The organism is Mesorhizobium sp. B2-2-3 (genome assembly GCF_006442405.1).
Taxonomy (GTDB): domain Bacteria; phylum Pseudomonadota; class Alphaproteobacteria; order Rhizobiales; family Rhizobiaceae; genus Mesorhizobium.
Genome location: NZ_VFWC01000001.1, coordinates 561,538 through 578,403, shown reverse-complemented (window position 1 = coordinate 578,403; position 16,866 = coordinate 561,538). Strand labels below are relative to the sequence as shown.

At 62.4% G+C, this 16,866-nt stretch carries 11 protein-coding genes, 1 tRNA gene and 2 pseudogenes; 11 read left to right on the top strand and 3 right to left on the bottom strand.

What is annotated here, in order from left to right:
* Window positions 1-58: 58 nt before the first annotated feature.
* The 8 genes from FJ951_RS02650 (at window position 59) to FJ951_RS02615 (ending at window position 7,745) form a co-directional block, all read left to right on the top strand.
* Entirely contained in the window at window positions 59-865 is an 807-nt protein-coding gene (locus FJ951_RS02650; protein WP_181167343.1) for a metallophosphoesterase, read from the top strand.
* 38 nt (window positions 866-903) lie between these two features.
* Entirely contained in the window at window positions 904-2,109 is a 1,206-nt protein-coding gene (locus FJ951_RS02645; RefSeq protein ID WP_140513418.1) for an ABC transporter ATP-binding protein, read from the top strand.
* The gene (locus FJ951_RS02640; RefSeq protein ID WP_140498510.1) at window positions 2,106-3,026 is read left to right on the top strand and encodes a sugar ABC transporter permease; all 921 of its coding nucleotides are present in this window, start codon (window positions 2,106-2,108) and stop codon (window positions 3,024-3,026) included. Before FJ951_RS02645 ends, FJ951_RS02640 begins: the two co-directional genes overlap by 4 nt.
* 29 nt (window positions 3,027-3,055) lie before the next feature.
* Complete coding sequence (locus tag FJ951_RS02635) at window positions 3,056-3,916, top strand: carbohydrate ABC transporter permease (protein ID WP_140498557.1); 861 nt, start codon at window positions 3,056-3,058, stop codon at window positions 3,914-3,916.
* A 120-nt stretch (window positions 3,917-4,036) separates the two neighbouring features.
* Entirely contained in the window at window positions 4,037-5,311 is a 1,275-nt protein-coding gene (locus tag FJ951_RS02630) for an ABC transporter substrate-binding protein (RefSeq protein ID WP_140513416.1), read from the top strand.
* Window positions 5,312-5,422: 111 nt separating this feature from the next.
* Window positions 5,423-6,256, top strand: a complete 834-nt coding sequence (locus tag FJ951_RS02625) for a phosphodiesterase (RefSeq protein ID WP_140513414.1) — start codon at window positions 5,423-5,425, stop codon at window positions 6,254-6,256.
* Window positions 6,253-7,038, top strand: a complete 786-nt coding sequence (locus FJ951_RS02620; RefSeq protein ID WP_140513412.1) for an inositol monophosphatase — start codon at window positions 6,253-6,255, stop codon at window positions 7,036-7,038. Before FJ951_RS02625 ends, FJ951_RS02620 begins: the two co-directional genes overlap by 4 nt.
* A gap of 26 nt (window positions 7,039-7,064) precedes the next feature.
* Window positions 7,065-7,745 carry an HAD family phosphatase gene (locus FJ951_RS02615; protein ID WP_140498514.1) on the top strand — a complete coding sequence of 227 codons (681 nt, stop codon included), beginning with the start codon at window positions 7,065-7,067 and terminating at the stop codon, window positions 7,743-7,745.
* 301 nt (window positions 7,746-8,046) lie between these two features.
* Here the strand turns inward: FJ951_RS02615 and FJ951_RS02610 are convergent.
* Window positions 8,047-9,993 (bottom strand): annotated as a pseudogene (locus tag FJ951_RS02610) (AI-2E family transporter); the annotation flags it as partial.
* A 747-nt stretch (window positions 9,994-10,740) separates the two neighbouring features.
* Here FJ951_RS02610 and FJ951_RS02600 point away from each other — a divergent pair.
* Window positions 10,741-11,385, top strand: a complete 645-nt coding sequence (locus tag FJ951_RS02600) for a redoxin domain-containing protein (protein WP_140513406.1) — start codon at window positions 10,741-10,743, stop codon at window positions 11,383-11,385.
* Window positions 11,386-11,448: 63 nt separating this feature from the next.
* Window positions 11,449-11,619 (top strand): annotated as a pseudogene (locus FJ951_RS29065) (MBL fold metallo-hydrolase); the annotation flags it as partial.
* Between the two features lie 90 nt (window positions 11,620-11,709).
* Here the strand turns inward: FJ951_RS29065 and FJ951_RS02590 are convergent.
* A tRNA-His gene (locus tag FJ951_RS02590) sits at window positions 11,710-11,786 on the bottom strand.
* A 338-nt stretch (window positions 11,787-12,124) separates the two neighbouring features.
* On the bottom strand, window positions 12,125-12,583 hold the full coding sequence (locus FJ951_RS02585) for a phasin (protein ID WP_140498518.1): 459 nt from the start codon (window positions 12,581-12,583) through the stop codon (window positions 12,125-12,127).
* A 249-nt stretch (window positions 12,584-12,832) separates the two neighbouring features.
* On the opposite strand from FJ951_RS02585, the gene FJ951_RS02580 reads away from it, so the two are divergent.
* Window positions 12,833-16,621 carry a histidine kinase dimerization/phospho-acceptor domain-containing protein gene (locus tag FJ951_RS02580; protein WP_140513404.1) on the top strand — a complete coding sequence of 1,263 codons (3,789 nt, stop codon included), beginning with the start codon at window positions 12,833-12,835 and terminating at the stop codon, window positions 16,619-16,621.
* The last annotated feature ends 245 nt before the right edge of the window (window positions 16,622-16,866 follow it).

Genomic DNA, 16,866 nt, shown 5'->3' with positions numbered 1-16,866 from the left:
GACGAGATCAACGCCGCGAGACGCGGCAAAGGTTCCAGAACGTCCGATGACGCGAATAGTGCAGATTTCCGATACCCATCTCAGCCCTGGCAAGCGACACTTCCATGCCAACAGCCAGCCGCTCCTCGACTGGCTGAAGGAAAGCGATGCCGACCTCGTTATCCATACAGGCGACGTCACCGTGGATGGCGCCGATGTCGAGGAGGACATGCGCTATTGCGCCGAGATGATGGACTCCATCGGACTGCCCTATCTCGCCGTGCCGGGCAATCACGACGTGGGCGAGCCCAAGCATCTCTATCAGCCAGTCAACGCAGAACGCCTGGCCCGCTGGCGACGTCATTTCGGGCCGGACTGGTGGCATCGCGACATCGAGGGCTGGCGCCTGATCGGACTCGATTCGATGCTGTTCGGCAGCGACGAGCCGGCCGAAACGGAGCAGATCGCGTGGCTGGAAAACGCCATGCGCGAAGCGTCCGGGCGCCGGATCGGCTGGTTCACCCATCGCCCGCTCTTCATCGGCGAGCCGACCGAAGGCGACGTTGGATACTGGGCGCCCACTCCCGAGCCTCGCGCGCAACTGCTCGACATGGTGCGCCGCTACGACGTGGCCTTCGTGGCCAGCGGCCACCTGCACAAACTCTACGATCGTCAACTCGGCGGCGTCCGGTACCTGTGGGGGCCGTCGTCCGGCTTCCTCGTCGAGGCGCACTTGCAGCCGGAAGGGATGGCCGGAGAAGCCACCTTGGGCGTGCTCGTCTACGACTTTTCCGGGTCCGATTTCACCGTGCGGCCTCATGAAATTCCGGGCCTCACACCCTTTTTCATCGGTGATGTCGTGCATGAGGTCTATCCACCGAGATAGCGCCTCTACCCAATTGTTCGCGAAACGGAGCAACCCCAGTGGCTGCAGTGGAAATAAAGAACCTTTCGAAGTCCTTCGGGCCCCACCGGGTTCTCAAAGACATCAACCTGTCCATCAACGATGGCGAGTTCCTGACGCTTGTCGGCCCCTCCGGCTGCGGAAAATCGACGCTCATCCGCATCATCGCCGGCCTCGAGCCGCAAACCTCGGGCTCGATCCTCGTCGATGGCGCGCCGATCGATCATCTGAGGCCGCATGAGCGGCGCATCGCCATGGTGTTCCAGAGCTACGCGCTCTACCCGCACATGTCCGTCTTCAACAACATGGCCCTGCCCCTGACGATGACCGGGCTTAGCCTCTACGAGCGCCTGCCGCTCGTCCGGCTACTCTCGTCCCGGCGCCGCAAGGTGATGCAGGAGATCGGCAAGCAGGTCAGGGGCATCGCGGCGCAACTTCAGATTGAACCTCTTTTAGAGCGCAAGCCCGCCCAGCTCTCCGGCGGCCAGCGTCAGCGCGTCGCGCTCGGTCGCGCCATGGTGCGCCAGCCCGCCGCTTTCCTGATGGACGAGCCACTTTCTAACCTCGACGCCAAGCTGCGCGTCCACATGCGTAGCGAGCTGGCCGAGCTTCACCAGAGACTCGGCGCGACATTCGTCTACGTCACGCACGACCAGGTCGAGGCGATGACCATGTCAAGCCGGGTCGCCATGATGGAAGGCGGAGACATCCTTCAACTCGGCACGCCCGACGAACTCTACGACAGGCCGGCCAACGTCCAGGTCGCCCAGTTCATCGGCAGCCCGACGATCAACCTGATTCCCGTGACGGTGGGGGTCGGTGGGCTACTGGAATTGCTCGGAAAGCCTCTGCCGATCGGCACCGCCCTCCCCGCCGGAGAGAAAGCGACGATCGGCGTCCGCCCGGAAATGATCCTGCCCGGCGCGGTCTCGGGCCAGTCGGCGGACCAGGTCCCGCTTCCGGCGAAGCTGCGGCGCAGCGAGCATCTCGGCTCCGAGAAGATCCTGCATTTCGATGTTCCCTCGCTCCCTGGGATTTTGGTGACCTCGCGCATAGGCGCGGGCGTGCCGGACGGTGAGGTCGAGAACACCGAACTCTTGTTCCATCCCTCGGCCTGCCATGTCTTCGATGCCGCCGGAAACCGCGTGGAACCCCAAGTTTCCCAAGACGCGGCCACCGCCGCCAAGGGAAAGCTGCGCCTCGCAGAGGCAGCGCGCGCATCATGAGCCTGACCGCGGTCCCCGCTCCGCCCGCCCGGCCCGGTGCCCGGCAGGCCTTCATCGAGAGGCTGGTCGCCGGCGGCTTCGCGCTGCCTGCCCTGCTTTTGCTGGTGCTGACGATTCTCGTGCCGCTCGGCGTGCTCGGTTATCTCAGTTTCACCGACTACGAGCTCGGCGAGGTCGATGTCCATTATGTCGGCCTGCAAAACATCACCGACGCGCTGACCGATCCGGAATTCCGCCGCGCACTCAAGAACACGCTCGTCTACGTCGCGATCGTCCTGCCCGGCTCGGTGATCCTGTCGCTGCTCGTCGCCGTCCTCGTTCACCGCCGCAAGCGCACCCGCTCGCTCTACGAAATCATCTACTTCCTGCCTGTGACCTCGACCTTCATCGCCATGGCGACGGTGTGGCAGTTCCTGCTGCACCCCAGCCTCGGCCCGGTGAGCGCGGTGCTGCGCTGGCTCGGCATCGGCGAGGTCGCCTTCCTGAGCAATCCCTCGCTGGCGCTGCCGACGCTTGCCGTGATCGGCATCTGGCAACTGGTCGGCTTCAATATGATCCTGTTTCTGGCCGGCCTCTCGACCATTCCAAAGGACCTCTACGAAGCCGCCGAGATCGACGGCTGCGGCGGCGAAATCGACCGCTTCCTGACGATCACGTGGCCGCTGCTGGGACCGACGACTATGTTCGTCATCGTCACCAGTTCGATCACCGCCTTCAAGGTGTTCGACACGGTGGCGGTGCTGACCCATGGCGGTCCGGTGGGATCGACCGAGGTCCTGCTCTACAAAGTCTACCTCGAAGGCTTCCAGTACTTCCGCATGGCGTATGCGTCGGTCCTCACCTTCATCTTCCTCATTTTCATTCTGGTCTTCTCGATCCTCCAGACCGTCGTCATGGACCGCAGGGTGCATTACTGATGACCGACACAACCATCACCGCTCCCGCGATGGGGGGCACAACAACCACACCAGCTGGCTCCGCCGGCCGACGCTTCGCCTCTCTGTTCATCACTCACGGCATCCTGATCACCGGCGCGGCGTTCATTCTCCTGCCTTTCCTGTGGATGCTGGTGACCTCGATCAAGCCGCCGGAAGAGGTGTTCAACGCCCAGCTCAGGATCTGGCCGAAGCATTTCTACGGCTTCGAGAATTATGCGATGGCGCTGACCAGCGCGCCGCTGCTGCGCTTCGCTCTCAACGGCGTCATAGTGTGCGGCGGCATCCTCATCATCCAGCTTCTGGTCGCCATCCCATGCGCCTACGCGTTGGCCAAGCTGAAGTTCCCGGGCCGCAACCTGCTTTTCGTCCTCGTCCTGCTCGGCCTATGCGTGCCCGAACAGGTGCCGGCGCTGCCGATCTACATCGCGCTGGCGAAGATGGACCTGCTGAATACCTATTTCGCCATGATGGTGCCCTTCTTCCTCTCAGTCTTCGCGATCTTCCTGTTCAGGCAGTTTTTCCGTTCCTTCCCCGACGACATCATTCATGCCGCGCGGCTCGACGGGATGAGCGAGTTCGAGATCGTGTGGCGCATCGTCACGCCCAGCGCCATGCCGGCGATCGCCGCCTTCGCGGTGTTTTCCTTCGTCGCGCACTGGAACGACCTCTACTGGCCGCTAATCGTCATATCCGACGTCAACCTGGCGCCGCCGCCGCTCGGCATGATGTTCTTCTCGGACGCCGAAGCCGGCACCAACTACGGCGCACTGACGGCCGCCGCGACCATCCTGACCGCGCCTCTGCTGCTCGCGTTCCTGTTCGCACGCCGCCGCTTCATCGAGGGCGTCACGATGACTGGCGTGAAATAAAACTGACAACTGGCGCGGCTAGAAGCCCGGTCGCGCCGTTCCCCCACACCTTTCGCGGGGCAAGGCGGCATCATCGCCTCAAGAGCATCGGGCAAATCGCATAACCGGAGGAAAGCCTTAATGAAATTCCTGTCAAAGATCATCGCGGCCTCGGCCGTATTGCTGGGAGCGGCGTCGACAGCGCTGGCCCAGTCTCCCGTGACGCTCGACGTCTACTACGCATTCCCGGCCTTCGCGAAGTTCCATGAGCCGCTGGCCGCGGAATTCATGAAGGAACATCCCGACATCAAGATCCAGTTCCGCGCGCCGGCGGCCAGCTACGACGAAGGCCACCAGGCCATGCTGCGGGCCTCCATCACCAACAACCTGCCCGACGTCTATTATTCGGGCTATCACGTCCTGCATGAATTGGTCGGCAAGCTGAAGGCGCGCAACCAGATATTGGACCTCGGCACGATGATGGACGCCGAGTCGAAGGAATGGCGCGACGCCAACTACGCCGACAACATTCTCGACCTCGGCCGGGTGGACGGCAAGCTCTACGGACTGGCCTTCAACGCTTCCATGCCGATCATGTTCTACAATGCCGACCTGGTTAAAAAGGCCGGTGGCGATCCCGACAACATGCCTACCGACTGGCCGGGCATCATGGAACTCGCCAAGAAGATCAAGGCCACCGGTTCCGGCATCGCCGGCCTCGCCTACAATATTCATGACTGGCCCGACGAATGGCTCTGGGACGCCATGTTGATGCAGGGCGGCGGCGAGCTGACCAAGGACGGCAAGGTGGCCTTCGGCGACGAGCACGGCCTGAAGGCGCTGGAATATTTCCGCAGCTTCGTCACCGATGCCGGCATGCCGTTGATCGACTGGGATCAGTCGCGCCAGGCCTTTATCGCCGGCCAGATTGGCATCTTCTTCGATACGCCTGCCCGTCTCAGCCAGGATACCGAACTGATCGGCGACCGATTCAAGCTGCGTACCGCGGTCTTCCCGGTCGACGACAAGGAAAAGGGTGGCCTGCCCACAGGCGGCAACGCGGCGGTGATCACTGCCTCCGACCCGGCAAAGCAGAAGGCGGCCTGGGAATTCCTTAAATTCGTCACCGGCCCCAAGGCGCAGGAGCAGGTCGTGAAGATGAGCGGCTACCTCCCGACCAACAAGGCCGCCACCGGGACCGACTATCTCGGCCCGTTCTACGAAGCGAACCCGAATTACGCCACCGTTGCCAAGCAGATGGCACTGTCGCGCCCGTGGCCCGGCTATTCGGCGGGCAACACGGTCCGCATCTGGCGCACCCAGCGCGAGATCATCAGCAAGGTCATGAGCGGCGACGTATCCATCAAGGACGGGCTCGACAGCCTCGTCTCCGAAACACAGGCACTCATGAAATAAGTCGCCATGCCACGCGCGCCGGCCGGCTTCGGCTGGCGCGCCCTTTTTAAGGTGGCGCCGATGTGGCGCCCTTCTTGTGTCAGCCCTCCCTTCACACTGCCGGACCTCCCGATGCTCATTGCACAGATCAGCGATTTTCACATCCGACCCGATGGCCAGATGGCTTATGAGGGTCTCGAGACCAACACCATGACTCGTCGCGCCATCGCGACCGTCGCCGCGCTCGATCCGGCACCCGATTGCGTCCTCGTCAGCGGCGATCTCGCCGATTGCGGTCGCCCGGAAGAGTATGCGCTGGTCGCCGACATGCTGTCGGCCCTGCCCATGCCCGTCTTCATCATCCCTGGCAACCACGACCGGCGTGAGACAATGCGCGAGGTGATGGCGCCGAAATTCCCCTATCTGAGCCAGTCGCCGGATTTCCTGCATTATACGATCGAGGACCTTCCGGTCCGCCTCATCGGGCTGGACACGGTGCAGCCGGGAGAGGACGGTGGTGCGATCTGCGAGCGGCGCGAAGCCTGGCTCGGTGAGCGGCTCGCCGAGGGCGACGGCCGCCCGACCTTCGTCTTCATGCACCATCCGCCCTTTCCCGTCGGCGTGCACGGCATGGACATCATGATGTGCGTCGTCGGCGACGGCTTCCGCGACATGATCAGGTCCCACGCCGAAATCGAGCGTGTGGCCTGCGGGCACTATCACCGACCCATCACCACGCGCTTTGCCGGCACGGTCGGCTTCGTCGCGCCGGGCGTCGCGCACCAGGTCGCGCTCGATCTTCGTCCGGGCGAGCCCAATCGCTTCATCTTCGAACCGCCGGCTTTCGCCCTGCACGCCTGGTCGCCGCAGACCGGTATCGTTTCGCACGTCGTCCCGATCGGCGATTTTGGCCCCGCCCACGATTTCATCACCGATGTCGACTACCCCGGGAAAAACGAAACATGAGCGACTACCGTCAAATCCTGAAAGACGCCGATGCCGTCGCACGCAAGGCAGCCGCGACGTTGATGTCGATGCGCGAGGAGCGCCTCGACGTCACTCGCAAGGAAGGGCTGGACATTGTCACCGCCGCCGATCTCGCTTCGGAGCGCATTGTCATCGACGGGCTGCGCGCGCTTACGCCGCAAGCTTCCATCCTGTCGGAAGAAGCCGGCACGACGGGAATCTTGGGCGAAAGCCGCTGGATCGTCGACCCGCTCGACGGCACGATAAACTACGCGTCCGGCCTGCCGTGGTTCTCCGTCACCATGGCCTATCAGGAGCAGGGTGCGACGAAGGTCGGCCTGACCGTCGCGCCCGCCGCCGGCTTCGAGGCGCACTACACCTGCGAGGGGATCGCGACCGTCAACGGCAAGACGGCCAATGTGTCGACAACTGCAAGACTGGCCGATGCGGTCATTGCCGTCGTGCTGACGTCGCACTTTTCGGCCGAGGAGGTGGCGCGCACCGCAGAGATCGTGCGGCGGCTCGGCGTCGGCGCGCGCGGCGTGCGCGTTATCGTCTCAGGGGCCTTTGAACATTCGATGGTCGCCGCCGGCCAGCTCGATGCGGCGGTTTCGATCAAGGCCGACGTCGTGTCCTACGCGGCTGCCATGCCGCTGCTACGCGCAGCAGGAGGCAAGGTCACCACGCTTTCAGGTGCCGATTCCGCAGACGAGGACACGCAGAAGGTCGGCTCGAACGGGCTCATTCACGACGAACTTCTTGAAGCGCTACGCGGCCTGTGACACCTGGCGCGCAAACCGGAGCGAGCATGCAAGACACATTGATCATATTCGACTGCGACGGCGTGCTGGTCGACAGCGAACCGCTGGCGGCGCTTGCCTACGGGCGGGTCTATTCGAAACACGGCATGGAACTCGACCCGCAGGCGGTCCTGCAATGCGTCGGCATGAAGCAGACCGATATCCTGGAGCGCATCAGGCTCACGACCGGCCATCGCCTTGAGGAGCACCAGACCGCGGATTTGTGGGACGAGGTGAAAGCGCTCTTCACCGAAAGTCTGCAGCCGATGGCGGGCCTGAAGCCCTTCCTTGAACGGCTGTCCAATCCCCGCTGCGTCGCCTCATCCTCCTCGCTGGAGCGGATACATCACAGCCTTTCGGTCACAGGGCTCGCGAGATTCTTCGGCGAGAACATATTCTCATCGTCAATGGTCGCGCGCGGGAAGCCCGCCCCCGACATCTTCCTGTTCGCCGCGGATCAGATGAGCATCGAACCGAAGCACTGCGCGGTTGTCGAGGACTCGCCTTTCGGCGTGCAGGGCGCAGTCGCCGCCGGCATGACGGCGATCGGCTTCATCGGCGGCGGCCACACCTATCCGGGGCATGCCGAGAAACTGCGCGTGGCCGGCGCCCGAACCATCTGCGCCGACTGGGACGAAGTCGCGCGCGAACTCGTTTCTCTGGAGTTGATCGCACCCGTCTCCGTGTAGATTTCAGGCCCAGCGAAAGCCGGGCAGCAGATAATCCGGCACCGCCCTTTCCTGCTCAAACACCGTCGAAAGCGCCGCGTCGCCGAATGTAACAGATAGGTAGGATTCCGTAATTGGGGCCGGAACAAGAGCTGTTTCAGAATCTGCTTAAGGTCGAACGGAGAGCGAACACCCGGATGTTCGCTGTGGATGCGCGATTGCCAGCGAACTTTCGAAACTACCTGCCGGTGCCAGAGGTACCGCTCACATGATCATTATCAGGTAGCCGAAGTTGGTCCAAAAGGGGCCGTGCCGTTGACGATCACCGCACCGGCTGAGCCAACGAATCGTCCAATTGCACCGTCGCCGCCACGCCCTGACGAGCGCGAGGCCGCCTTAGATTTCTTTGCTTTCTCTTTTTCACTTGACGCGGTTCTTCGTTTGAAAGCGCACCCGTCACGCAGTCGACCACGTTGAACGCAACAAAGTCCGCTTCCAATTGCTCGGCGAGGCCCGCCGCATCCTCCCTGGGCTTGTCATGGGTGTCGTGCCAGAGCGCGATTCCGATGCGTGCACGCGGTGCGAGTCGCCTCAAGCGCCTCACGACGAACACCGCGTGTTTGAACGAATCGCGGTTGAGGAAGCCCACGACGACTGCGTCGCGAGCTTCAAGCGGAAGTTTCCGGATCCGCGCGGGGAGGAGGTCACGGTGGCTCGCGGCCACGCAATCCGCACCCTCGATCGAAATGACCTGCGCGAGCATCGCAGCGGCCACATCGTCGAGGTCTCCGCGCCCGCCGATACACAGCACTGACTTCCCAGCACCATCCGGGAGATCAGGCGCAAACTCGGCTTGATCCTCATCCTCTTCGCCCGGATCCGCGCTCGCGCCTTCTTTTTCCGCGTGCTCGTCTTCTTCCTCTTCTTCTTCCTCCGCGGCGATCTCGTTGAGGTTGGCCACCAGGGTGCGGGCGTTTTCGGCAAGGTTCGCCAACTGACTTGCCGTCAGTGCGCCCCGAGCCCGGTCCTGTTCACCAAGCAGCAACGCCGGAATCGCAACCGTGCTGTGGAACTCGATCAGGTATTTCTCCTCGAGCATTTCTTCCGCGTTGTCGGTGGCTTCGTCGATATCGTCGGCAAGAAGCCGCTGGTACAGACGCTCCTTCGGGTCAAGCACCGGCTCATCGCCAAACAGGATCTGCAGGAATTCGAACTGGGGCACGTGCCGTCCAAGCACGACAAGGCAGACGGTCAACGGCGTCGACAGCACCAAGCCGACCGGGCCCCATAGCCAAGCCCAGAAAACGGCGGCTACGATGATCGCCAGCGGCGAGAGGCCCGTGTGCGAGCCGTAAAGCCAGGGCTCGACGATGTTGCTGATTACGAGCTCTGCCAAGATGAAGAGAGCGCCAGTCCATACCAGTAAGCTCCAGCCGGGAGCCACTGCGAAGGCAAGAAACAAAGGTATCACCGCCGCGATAACCGGACCGATAAAGGGCACGAAACGCAAGACAACGGCCAACATGCCCCATAGCAGGGCATTGGGAATGCCAAGAAACCAAAGACCTATCGCAAGGGGCACGCCGTAGACGATGTTCACGACCAATTGCATGAGCAGATATTGTCCGACGCGACTGCCTGCATCCTGCAATGCCTGGGTCGTGCGATGGAGATCGCTGTAGCCCACAAGGCGGATGAATCGATCCCGCAATTCTTCACGCTCGAGCAGCATGAAAATCACCACGATGATGACAAGGCCGGTCGTGGCGAGTGGTCCGATCAGCGGCTCGATGATGTTCCTCAGCGTCTCTATCGGACGCTGGGGCGAGAATATCTGAACCAGAAGCGGATCCTGCTGCTTCGTGGTTTGCTCCACATCTGCCTGCCCGCTGGATTGGGATTTGTTTATCTCAGTGTTGACGCGCTCGAACACCTTGCCGAGCCGGCTGATAAGGCCGTCTTCGGATCCTGTTTCTTTCAAAGTCCGAATCTTCTCGAGGATGTTGGATTGGTATGTCGGAATGTCCTGCGCGACCTGGCTCACCTGCGTGGCAACGATCAGGCTGAACAGCGACACGAGGACGAAGGCCGATGCAACCGCGCCAAGCACAGCGATCATTCGCGGCAGCTTCAACTTTCGGAGCAAAGAAACAATCGGCGCCAACGCAAATGTGAGAAGGACCGCTATTGCCAATGGCAGCAGGACCTCCTTGGCGACGTAAAGAATGGCGACGGTAGCAATCATCGCCACGACGGTTGCCAACTTCGATGTCATAAAAGCAGGGGGCATGATGGGACCTATCTGCAATCTCGCGATTTAGAGGACGGCCATGGCCTAACCGCGCAAAGCGTGCGCTGGTCCATATACTGGCACCTCCTCAGCTTCTGGCCAATGACCTGGTTCGTTACACCGCATGTGTGATGATCTCGAACTTTTGCAGGGCATGTAGCCCAAAGGTGTGGATCATCGGAACATCCGCAGCGTCCCTCGCAGGCCCAAAAGATTTCTTTGGCGGCGTGCTTCCTACCCGGCTGGCAATGACCAAGGTCATCACGCATGGCGTGACCGGCGCGTCCGTATTTCGGCCAGGTGACTGGCCAGCGGAATTCGCTGAACGGATCAGCGCTGCGGTTTTGCCGGGCTACAACACGTTCTCCCGAGCCGACACTTTGAAAGCGGCGGATTCTCGGCCGCAGCCGACGCTACCGTGCATTTTCAGGATCCCGACGAGGGTGCCATCACGCACTACACGGCGGTTACGCGGAAATCCGTTTAGCGATGATCAAGGGAGTGATTGACGAACTCAAAAGCAGGCACCGAAAACCGGTCGAAGCTCGAGTTTGGAAAAGGGCGGCAAGCCGATCGTCGATGGCGAACTCGACTTGGATGCGCTCTCGATGGGGTCGCCGGTTCGACGGCAGACGGCCGTCATATCGGCTTGCCTGGAAAAAAGGAACATGGGGGGGAGTCTTTTGTTCGGGAGTTACAGAACCGGATCGATGGGAGCGACTGAAAATGAGACAAGACATTGTGGCTGGCGCGAAGTTCCCCGACTACGTTCTTCCCGACCACACCAAGACACCACGGCGGCTGTCGGACCTGCAGGGCGACCAGCTGATGATCGTGATGCTGACGCGTGGGTTCTTCTGTCCGAAAGACCGGCAGCAAATGCTCGAACTGGTGCGGTTTCACTCGCAATTGGTCGTCGGCTACACACAGCTCGTCACGATCACCACGGATGATTGGCATACGACCAACAATTACCGCCAGCAGACCTCCGCGCCCTGGCCCTTTCTTTATGACGAGGAACGGCTCGTGCAGAAGGACCTGGACATCAAGGAATACACCGACACCACGCACGACGTGATGATCCCGCACACGATCGTGCTCGGGCGGGACCTCGAAGTCTTCAAGGTCTACAACGGTTACTATTACTGGGGCCGCCCCTCCACCGCCGAATTGCACGCAGAACTGCGCGAACTGGCGCGAAGGACCTATCGCGACTGGGACATCACCGAACCCGAGCTGCGGGAGAAATGGAAGAAAGGCGATAAATCCGACTTCTACCCCTATGGCGGGAATTCCATCTCCATGGACACACTCATGCTCCAGATGGCCGGCGCGGTCGACCAATATGCCGGTCGGGCAAAGAGAAGCTGAACGGAGGAAGCCAGCATCGCTCGCGGCGGTCTTCTCCCGGTCACGCTTTTTGTCCAGCCGCGCTTGGTAAACGAACCTTTTTCCGATCCGGGCCTGCTACTGGATTTCCGCTTCCGCAACAGGGCCATCCTTTTCTATCTCGGAGAGCTTTCGACGCTTTCGCTGCGCGAAATCCTGCGAATCTCGCACGTCTTCGTGACGCATATGCACATGGATCACTTCGGCGGTTTCGACAGCCTGAGCAGGCTGTCGCTTTACAGAGCAAGCCCGGAAGTCCACGGTCAAAATTTTATTGAGCAAACCAGTTGTTTAGAGGAAAGCCGATGGTACCGTTGGCTGGGATCGAACCAGCGACCTCCGGATCCACAATCCGGCGCTCTAACCAGCTGAGCTACAACGGCACGTTTGCCTGAGCGGGATCGGCGGAACGTAGTCCCCTCGAGTGCTCTGTCGTTCGGCGATGCGTCCTTACGGGCTTATGGATTTTAATTCAAGGCTTTTGCAAAGCAAAGGTCACTTGCCCACATGGAAGCGGATCTGCGGACAAGAAAAAGGCCGGCGGGAGGAGGTGCCGGCCTTTTCCTGTTACGAGCCAGCGGGAGGAGGTGCTGGCTGGTCACCCCGGAGGCGGAGGGAGGAGGTTCCGCCGACCGGGTATTCGTTGATGGCTGCCATCATACACACGATCATTTCGAAGAAAATGCGACCTTTTGTTACATCTTCTGATCATGCGCAAATATTAGGCGGCCTTGATGTCCTTCATCGCCTTCTCGAAAACGGTCTTGATCGGCTTGGAGACATCCTCGGCCGCCTTGGAGGCGACGGTCTGGAACTCCTTGGCTTGCTCGACGGTCATTTCGACGCGCTTGCGCAGGAACGCGGTCTGCAGCTCCACGACTTCCGACAGCGATTTGGCGCCGATCAGCGCCTCGAGATGCGAAAAGCCCGCTTCGGCATTGGCGCGCAGTGCGGCAACGGTCTTGAGCGACAGGTCGCTGGAAACGGTCTTGGCGGACTCGTATGTGGATTCCAGGGCCTTCTGGGTCTCCTCGGCGCCAGTCTTGAGCTTGGCGTAAGCCTCCTTCGACTGCTCAACGCCCTTCTCGGCGAAAGCGCGGATCTGGTCGGTGGCCTTGGAAGCGTCAAAGCTCGGGAATTCAACGTTCTCGATGGTCTCGGCAGTCTTGGTCCTGGACATTTTCCATCCTTTCAGCGGTAGCGGCTTTGACGGAAAGCCGTCTCGTTCATGTATGATGGCAATATAAAGGCAATTTTTGTGCATTGCAATATCTTTGTTGCACTGCACCATAGATTCCGTTTCGGCCGTTAACCAAGAGCCGAAATTCAGGCCTATGCACGTTCTGGCTTGTGGACCTTCGCGCCGCCGGCTTTTATTAACAAAGCGTTAACTGCAAAAATGCCCGCTGCATGAGGATTTCGCCAGCGCATGCCGTCCGAATATTCCTTTCTTGACGTCGCCGTGCTCGACGCGGTCCGCCAGCGCTTCGCCGCCGGCGACGCGATCGCGATCCTGTCGGCGAATCTGGAGCAGGTGATCTGGGCCAATGGACCGGGTGCCGCGGTGTTCGGCTATCCCGACATCGAAAGCATCATCGGCGCCGAGGCACGGCTGCCGCTGATCGCCCGCCGCCAGATCATGGCAACCAGTGGATTTCCCGACATCGGCAGCGACCGCACCATCACGGTCAGGCTGGCGACCGGCATGTCCAGCCGCGCCATCGGTTTCCTTGCAAGTGCTGTGGCGCTGCCCGACGGCGAGAACGCCATCATGCTGGCGGTGCCGGCGGCCCAGACCGGCTCGCGCAGTGCGGCCGAAATCGCCGGCAGGGCCATCAGCGGCTTCACGGAAGATGGTCATTTCATCGCCTTCATCGACGCCAGCGGCAATGTCGAAGCGGCATCGGAGAGCTTTTCGCAGCTCGGCATCGAGCCCGCGACGCTGGCCGCGCTGGTGGCCGACGTCGCGAATGAGAGCGACCGCATCGTCAAGCGCCTGGTCCCGGGCGGCGGCACATCCTATCCGGCGGGCCTCGCCCGACTGACGCCTGAGCGGCATTTGCTGGTGGTGATCGACGAAAACAGACTCGACGACGGTGCGCTGGCGGAGGGAATTCCAGCGGCCGAGCGTTCCGAAGGATCTGACCGCTCACAGGGCGTCGCCAAGGACATCTCGGAACCGGAGGCACAAGCCGCTGCCAAAGCGGCCGTGCAGGAGCCGGCGTCGGCAGAACCCGGACAACCGGCGGCAAGCGGTACGCCGGCACAGCACGACCATTGGTATTTCAATGCCGGCGAGGACCGGAGGCATGCGCGCGGCCCAGCCGCGCCGGATGCCGAAGCTGCACCTTCGTCAGCTGTCGCCGAAGGTCCAGCCGAGAACGCGAAGCACGATGTCCAGCCTCTACCTGGCCTGGCAGCCCCGGCCGCCAGGACCGTGGATCGCACGGCGGCGCCGATGCGTTTCGTCTGGCGCACCGACGCCGAGGGCAGGTTCAGCGCGCTGTCGCCGGAATTCGCCGACGTCGTCGGCAAGCCGGCAGCGGATGTCATCGGCCGGCGCTTCAGGGACGTCGCGGCGGCCTTCGGGCTGGATGCGTCCGGCGAGATCGCCGGTCTCCTGGAGCGGCGCGACACCTGGTCCGGCCGTTCCGTGCTCTGGCCGGTCGTCGGCACGGACCTGAAGATCCCCGTCGACCTGGCGGCCCTGCCCGTCTATGGCCGCAGCCGTGCCTTCGAGGGCTTCCGCGGTTTCGGCGTCGCCCGCGCCGGCGACGCCGTCGTCGATCCTGAAGCGATCGGCATGGCGCTGGTGCCCAACAGCGAGGCACCCCCGGCGTCGGAACCGGTCGAACCCGCACCCGAAGAACCGAAGACCGAGGAGTTGAAGCCATCGGACCCGTTCCGGGGCGAGGTGCCGGCGCTGACCATCGTGCCGAAGCCTGAACGCCGCTTTGCCGACAAGGTGATCCGTCTGGCCGAACATCGCCAGCCGGCTAACGACAAGGGTCTGTCGACCCTGGAACGCAGCGCCTTCCGCGAGATCGGCGAGCGGCTGAAGAAGGAAAGCAGCCCGGCCGAGCCGGAGGCCGAAAGACCGGGTCCGGACGATGCCGGGCAACCGGAGGCGGCAACGCCGGCGGGGCCGTCCGAGAAACCAGCGGACGCCCGCAAAAACCTTGCGCCAAAGGGCGAAGCCGCACCGGCCGAGCCGTCCGAAACCGATGTCGATGCCGAGGATGCAGAGGACCTCGCCCGGCTCGATGGCGAACGGCCGGACAAAACGGCTGATGAGGAGCCCGCCGACACGGTAGCCGGAGTGACGGGTTCGCTGCTCGACTATGCCGAGCGGAGCGAGGAACCAGCGCCGATCGCCGACAACAATGACGAGACCCCGGCTTCCGAACCGGCGGCGGCGCAGACGGAACGGGAGAGCGAAGAGCCCGTCGCGGCGGCAGGCGAACCGACCGTCGCCGGCGCCAACGATGACATTGCCGACGACGAGAGCATGACATCGGCCGATTTTCGCGATGCCGAGGACAGTGAGGACTGGGTCGGGGACGAGGAAGCGTCCGCATCCGATGAGCAGGCCGCGACCGCCGAGGGGGCCGCCGGCACAAGCGACGCGGTGGAGGCTCCGGTCGAGCGGCCACGCCTCAAAGTGCCTCCGCTCAAGCTCGAAGGGTTCGTGCCGTCGGCCTTTGCGGTCGGAGACGAGAGCAAGGCTCCCGACACCTCGCTCCTGAGTAAGCTGCCCGTGCCGCTGCTCATCCATTCCGGGGATGAACTTCATTACGCCAACGAGGAGTTTCTCGTCCTGACAGGCTATGAGACGCTCGATGAACTGGCGGATGCCGGCGGGCTGGGCGCGCTGTTTGCCGACCCCTATGGCCATGATGGCGCCGCCGAGGGCGCCGACCGGGCGTTGCGGCTGAAGACGCATGGCGGGCAGGAATTTCCAATCGAGGCTATCCTGCGCTCGGTGCCGTGGCGCGACGGCAAGGCGCTGATGCTGGTGGTGCGCCGTTCGGGCGAGGATGAGGCACCGGCGGCACTGCATGCGGCCGGCGACGAGCAGACGCAGCCCGATATTTCCGAGCTCAAGGCGCGCATCGCGGAGATGCGCACCATCATCGATACCGCCACCGACGGTGTCGTGCTGATCGGCCGTGACGGCGCGATCCGTTCCATAAGCCGTCCAGCCGAGGCGCTGTTCGGCTTCGACAGCGACGACGTGACCGGCAAGCCGTTCGCCTCGCTGTTTGCCATCGAAAGCCAGCGCGCAGCGCGCGATTATCTCGACGGCCTGTCCGAGCCCGGCGTGGCGAGCGTCCTGAACGACGGCCGCGAAGTCATCGGCCGCGAGGCGCAGGGCCGCTTCATTCCGCTGTTCATGACCATCGGCCGGCTGCCCAACGACAGCGGGTTTTGCGCGGTGGTGCGCGACATCACGCAGTGGAAGAGGGCCGAGGAGGACCTGACCCAGGCGCGTGCGGTGGCCGAGCGCGCCTCCTCGCAGAAGACGGATTTCCTCGCCCGCATCAGCCACGAGATCCGCACGCCGCTCAATGCCATCATCGGCTTTTCCGAACTGATGGTGGACGAGAAATTCGGGCCGGTGGCCAATGACCGCTACCGCGATTACCTGCGCGATATCAACCGATCGGGCAATCATGTGCTCGATCTCGTCAACGACCTTCTCGATATCTCCAAGATCGAGGCCGGCCAGCAGGAAATGGCCTATGAAGCGGTGTCGCTCAACGACACACTGGCCGAGACGGTGGCGATGATGCAGCCGCAGGCCAACCGCGAGCGCGTCATCATTCGCTCCAGCTTCGCGTCGCGACTGCCGGAAGTGGTGGCGGACCTGCGCAGCGTGCGCCAGATTGCCCTCAACATCCTGTCGAACGCCATCCGTTATACCCAGGCCGGCGGCCAGGTGATCGTCTCGACCGCCTATGAGACATCAGGCGATGTCGTCATGCGCGTGCGCGACACCGGCATCGGTATGAGCCAAGCCGAGATCGAGCAGGCGTTGAAGCCCTTCAAACAGATCAATGCATTGAAACGGGGGCGCGGCGACGGCACCGGTCTCGGGCTGCCGTTGACCAAGGCGATGGTTGAAGCGAACCGCGCCCGTTTTATCATCACCTCGACGCCTGGCGAAGGAACCCTGGTCGAGATCGCGTTCCCGTCGACGCGCGTGCTTGCGGAATAGGCAAGCTCCCGTCCATCCAACCGCCTGAAAAAGAAAAGGCGCCCAACAGGACGCCTTGAAAGATGGGATTTGCTGTCACAACGGGGGCTTGAGCGAATTCAGATCCTCCGGGGGCTGAGGAACGGGATTTCTCCCTCAAGTTACGTGCGACTATCGACGCCGGGCCTTAACAAGTCCTTACCAGGTCCCGAAAAAATTTACGAATGTGTACCACTCGTGAAATCTAGGTAAATTCGCGCGGCAGA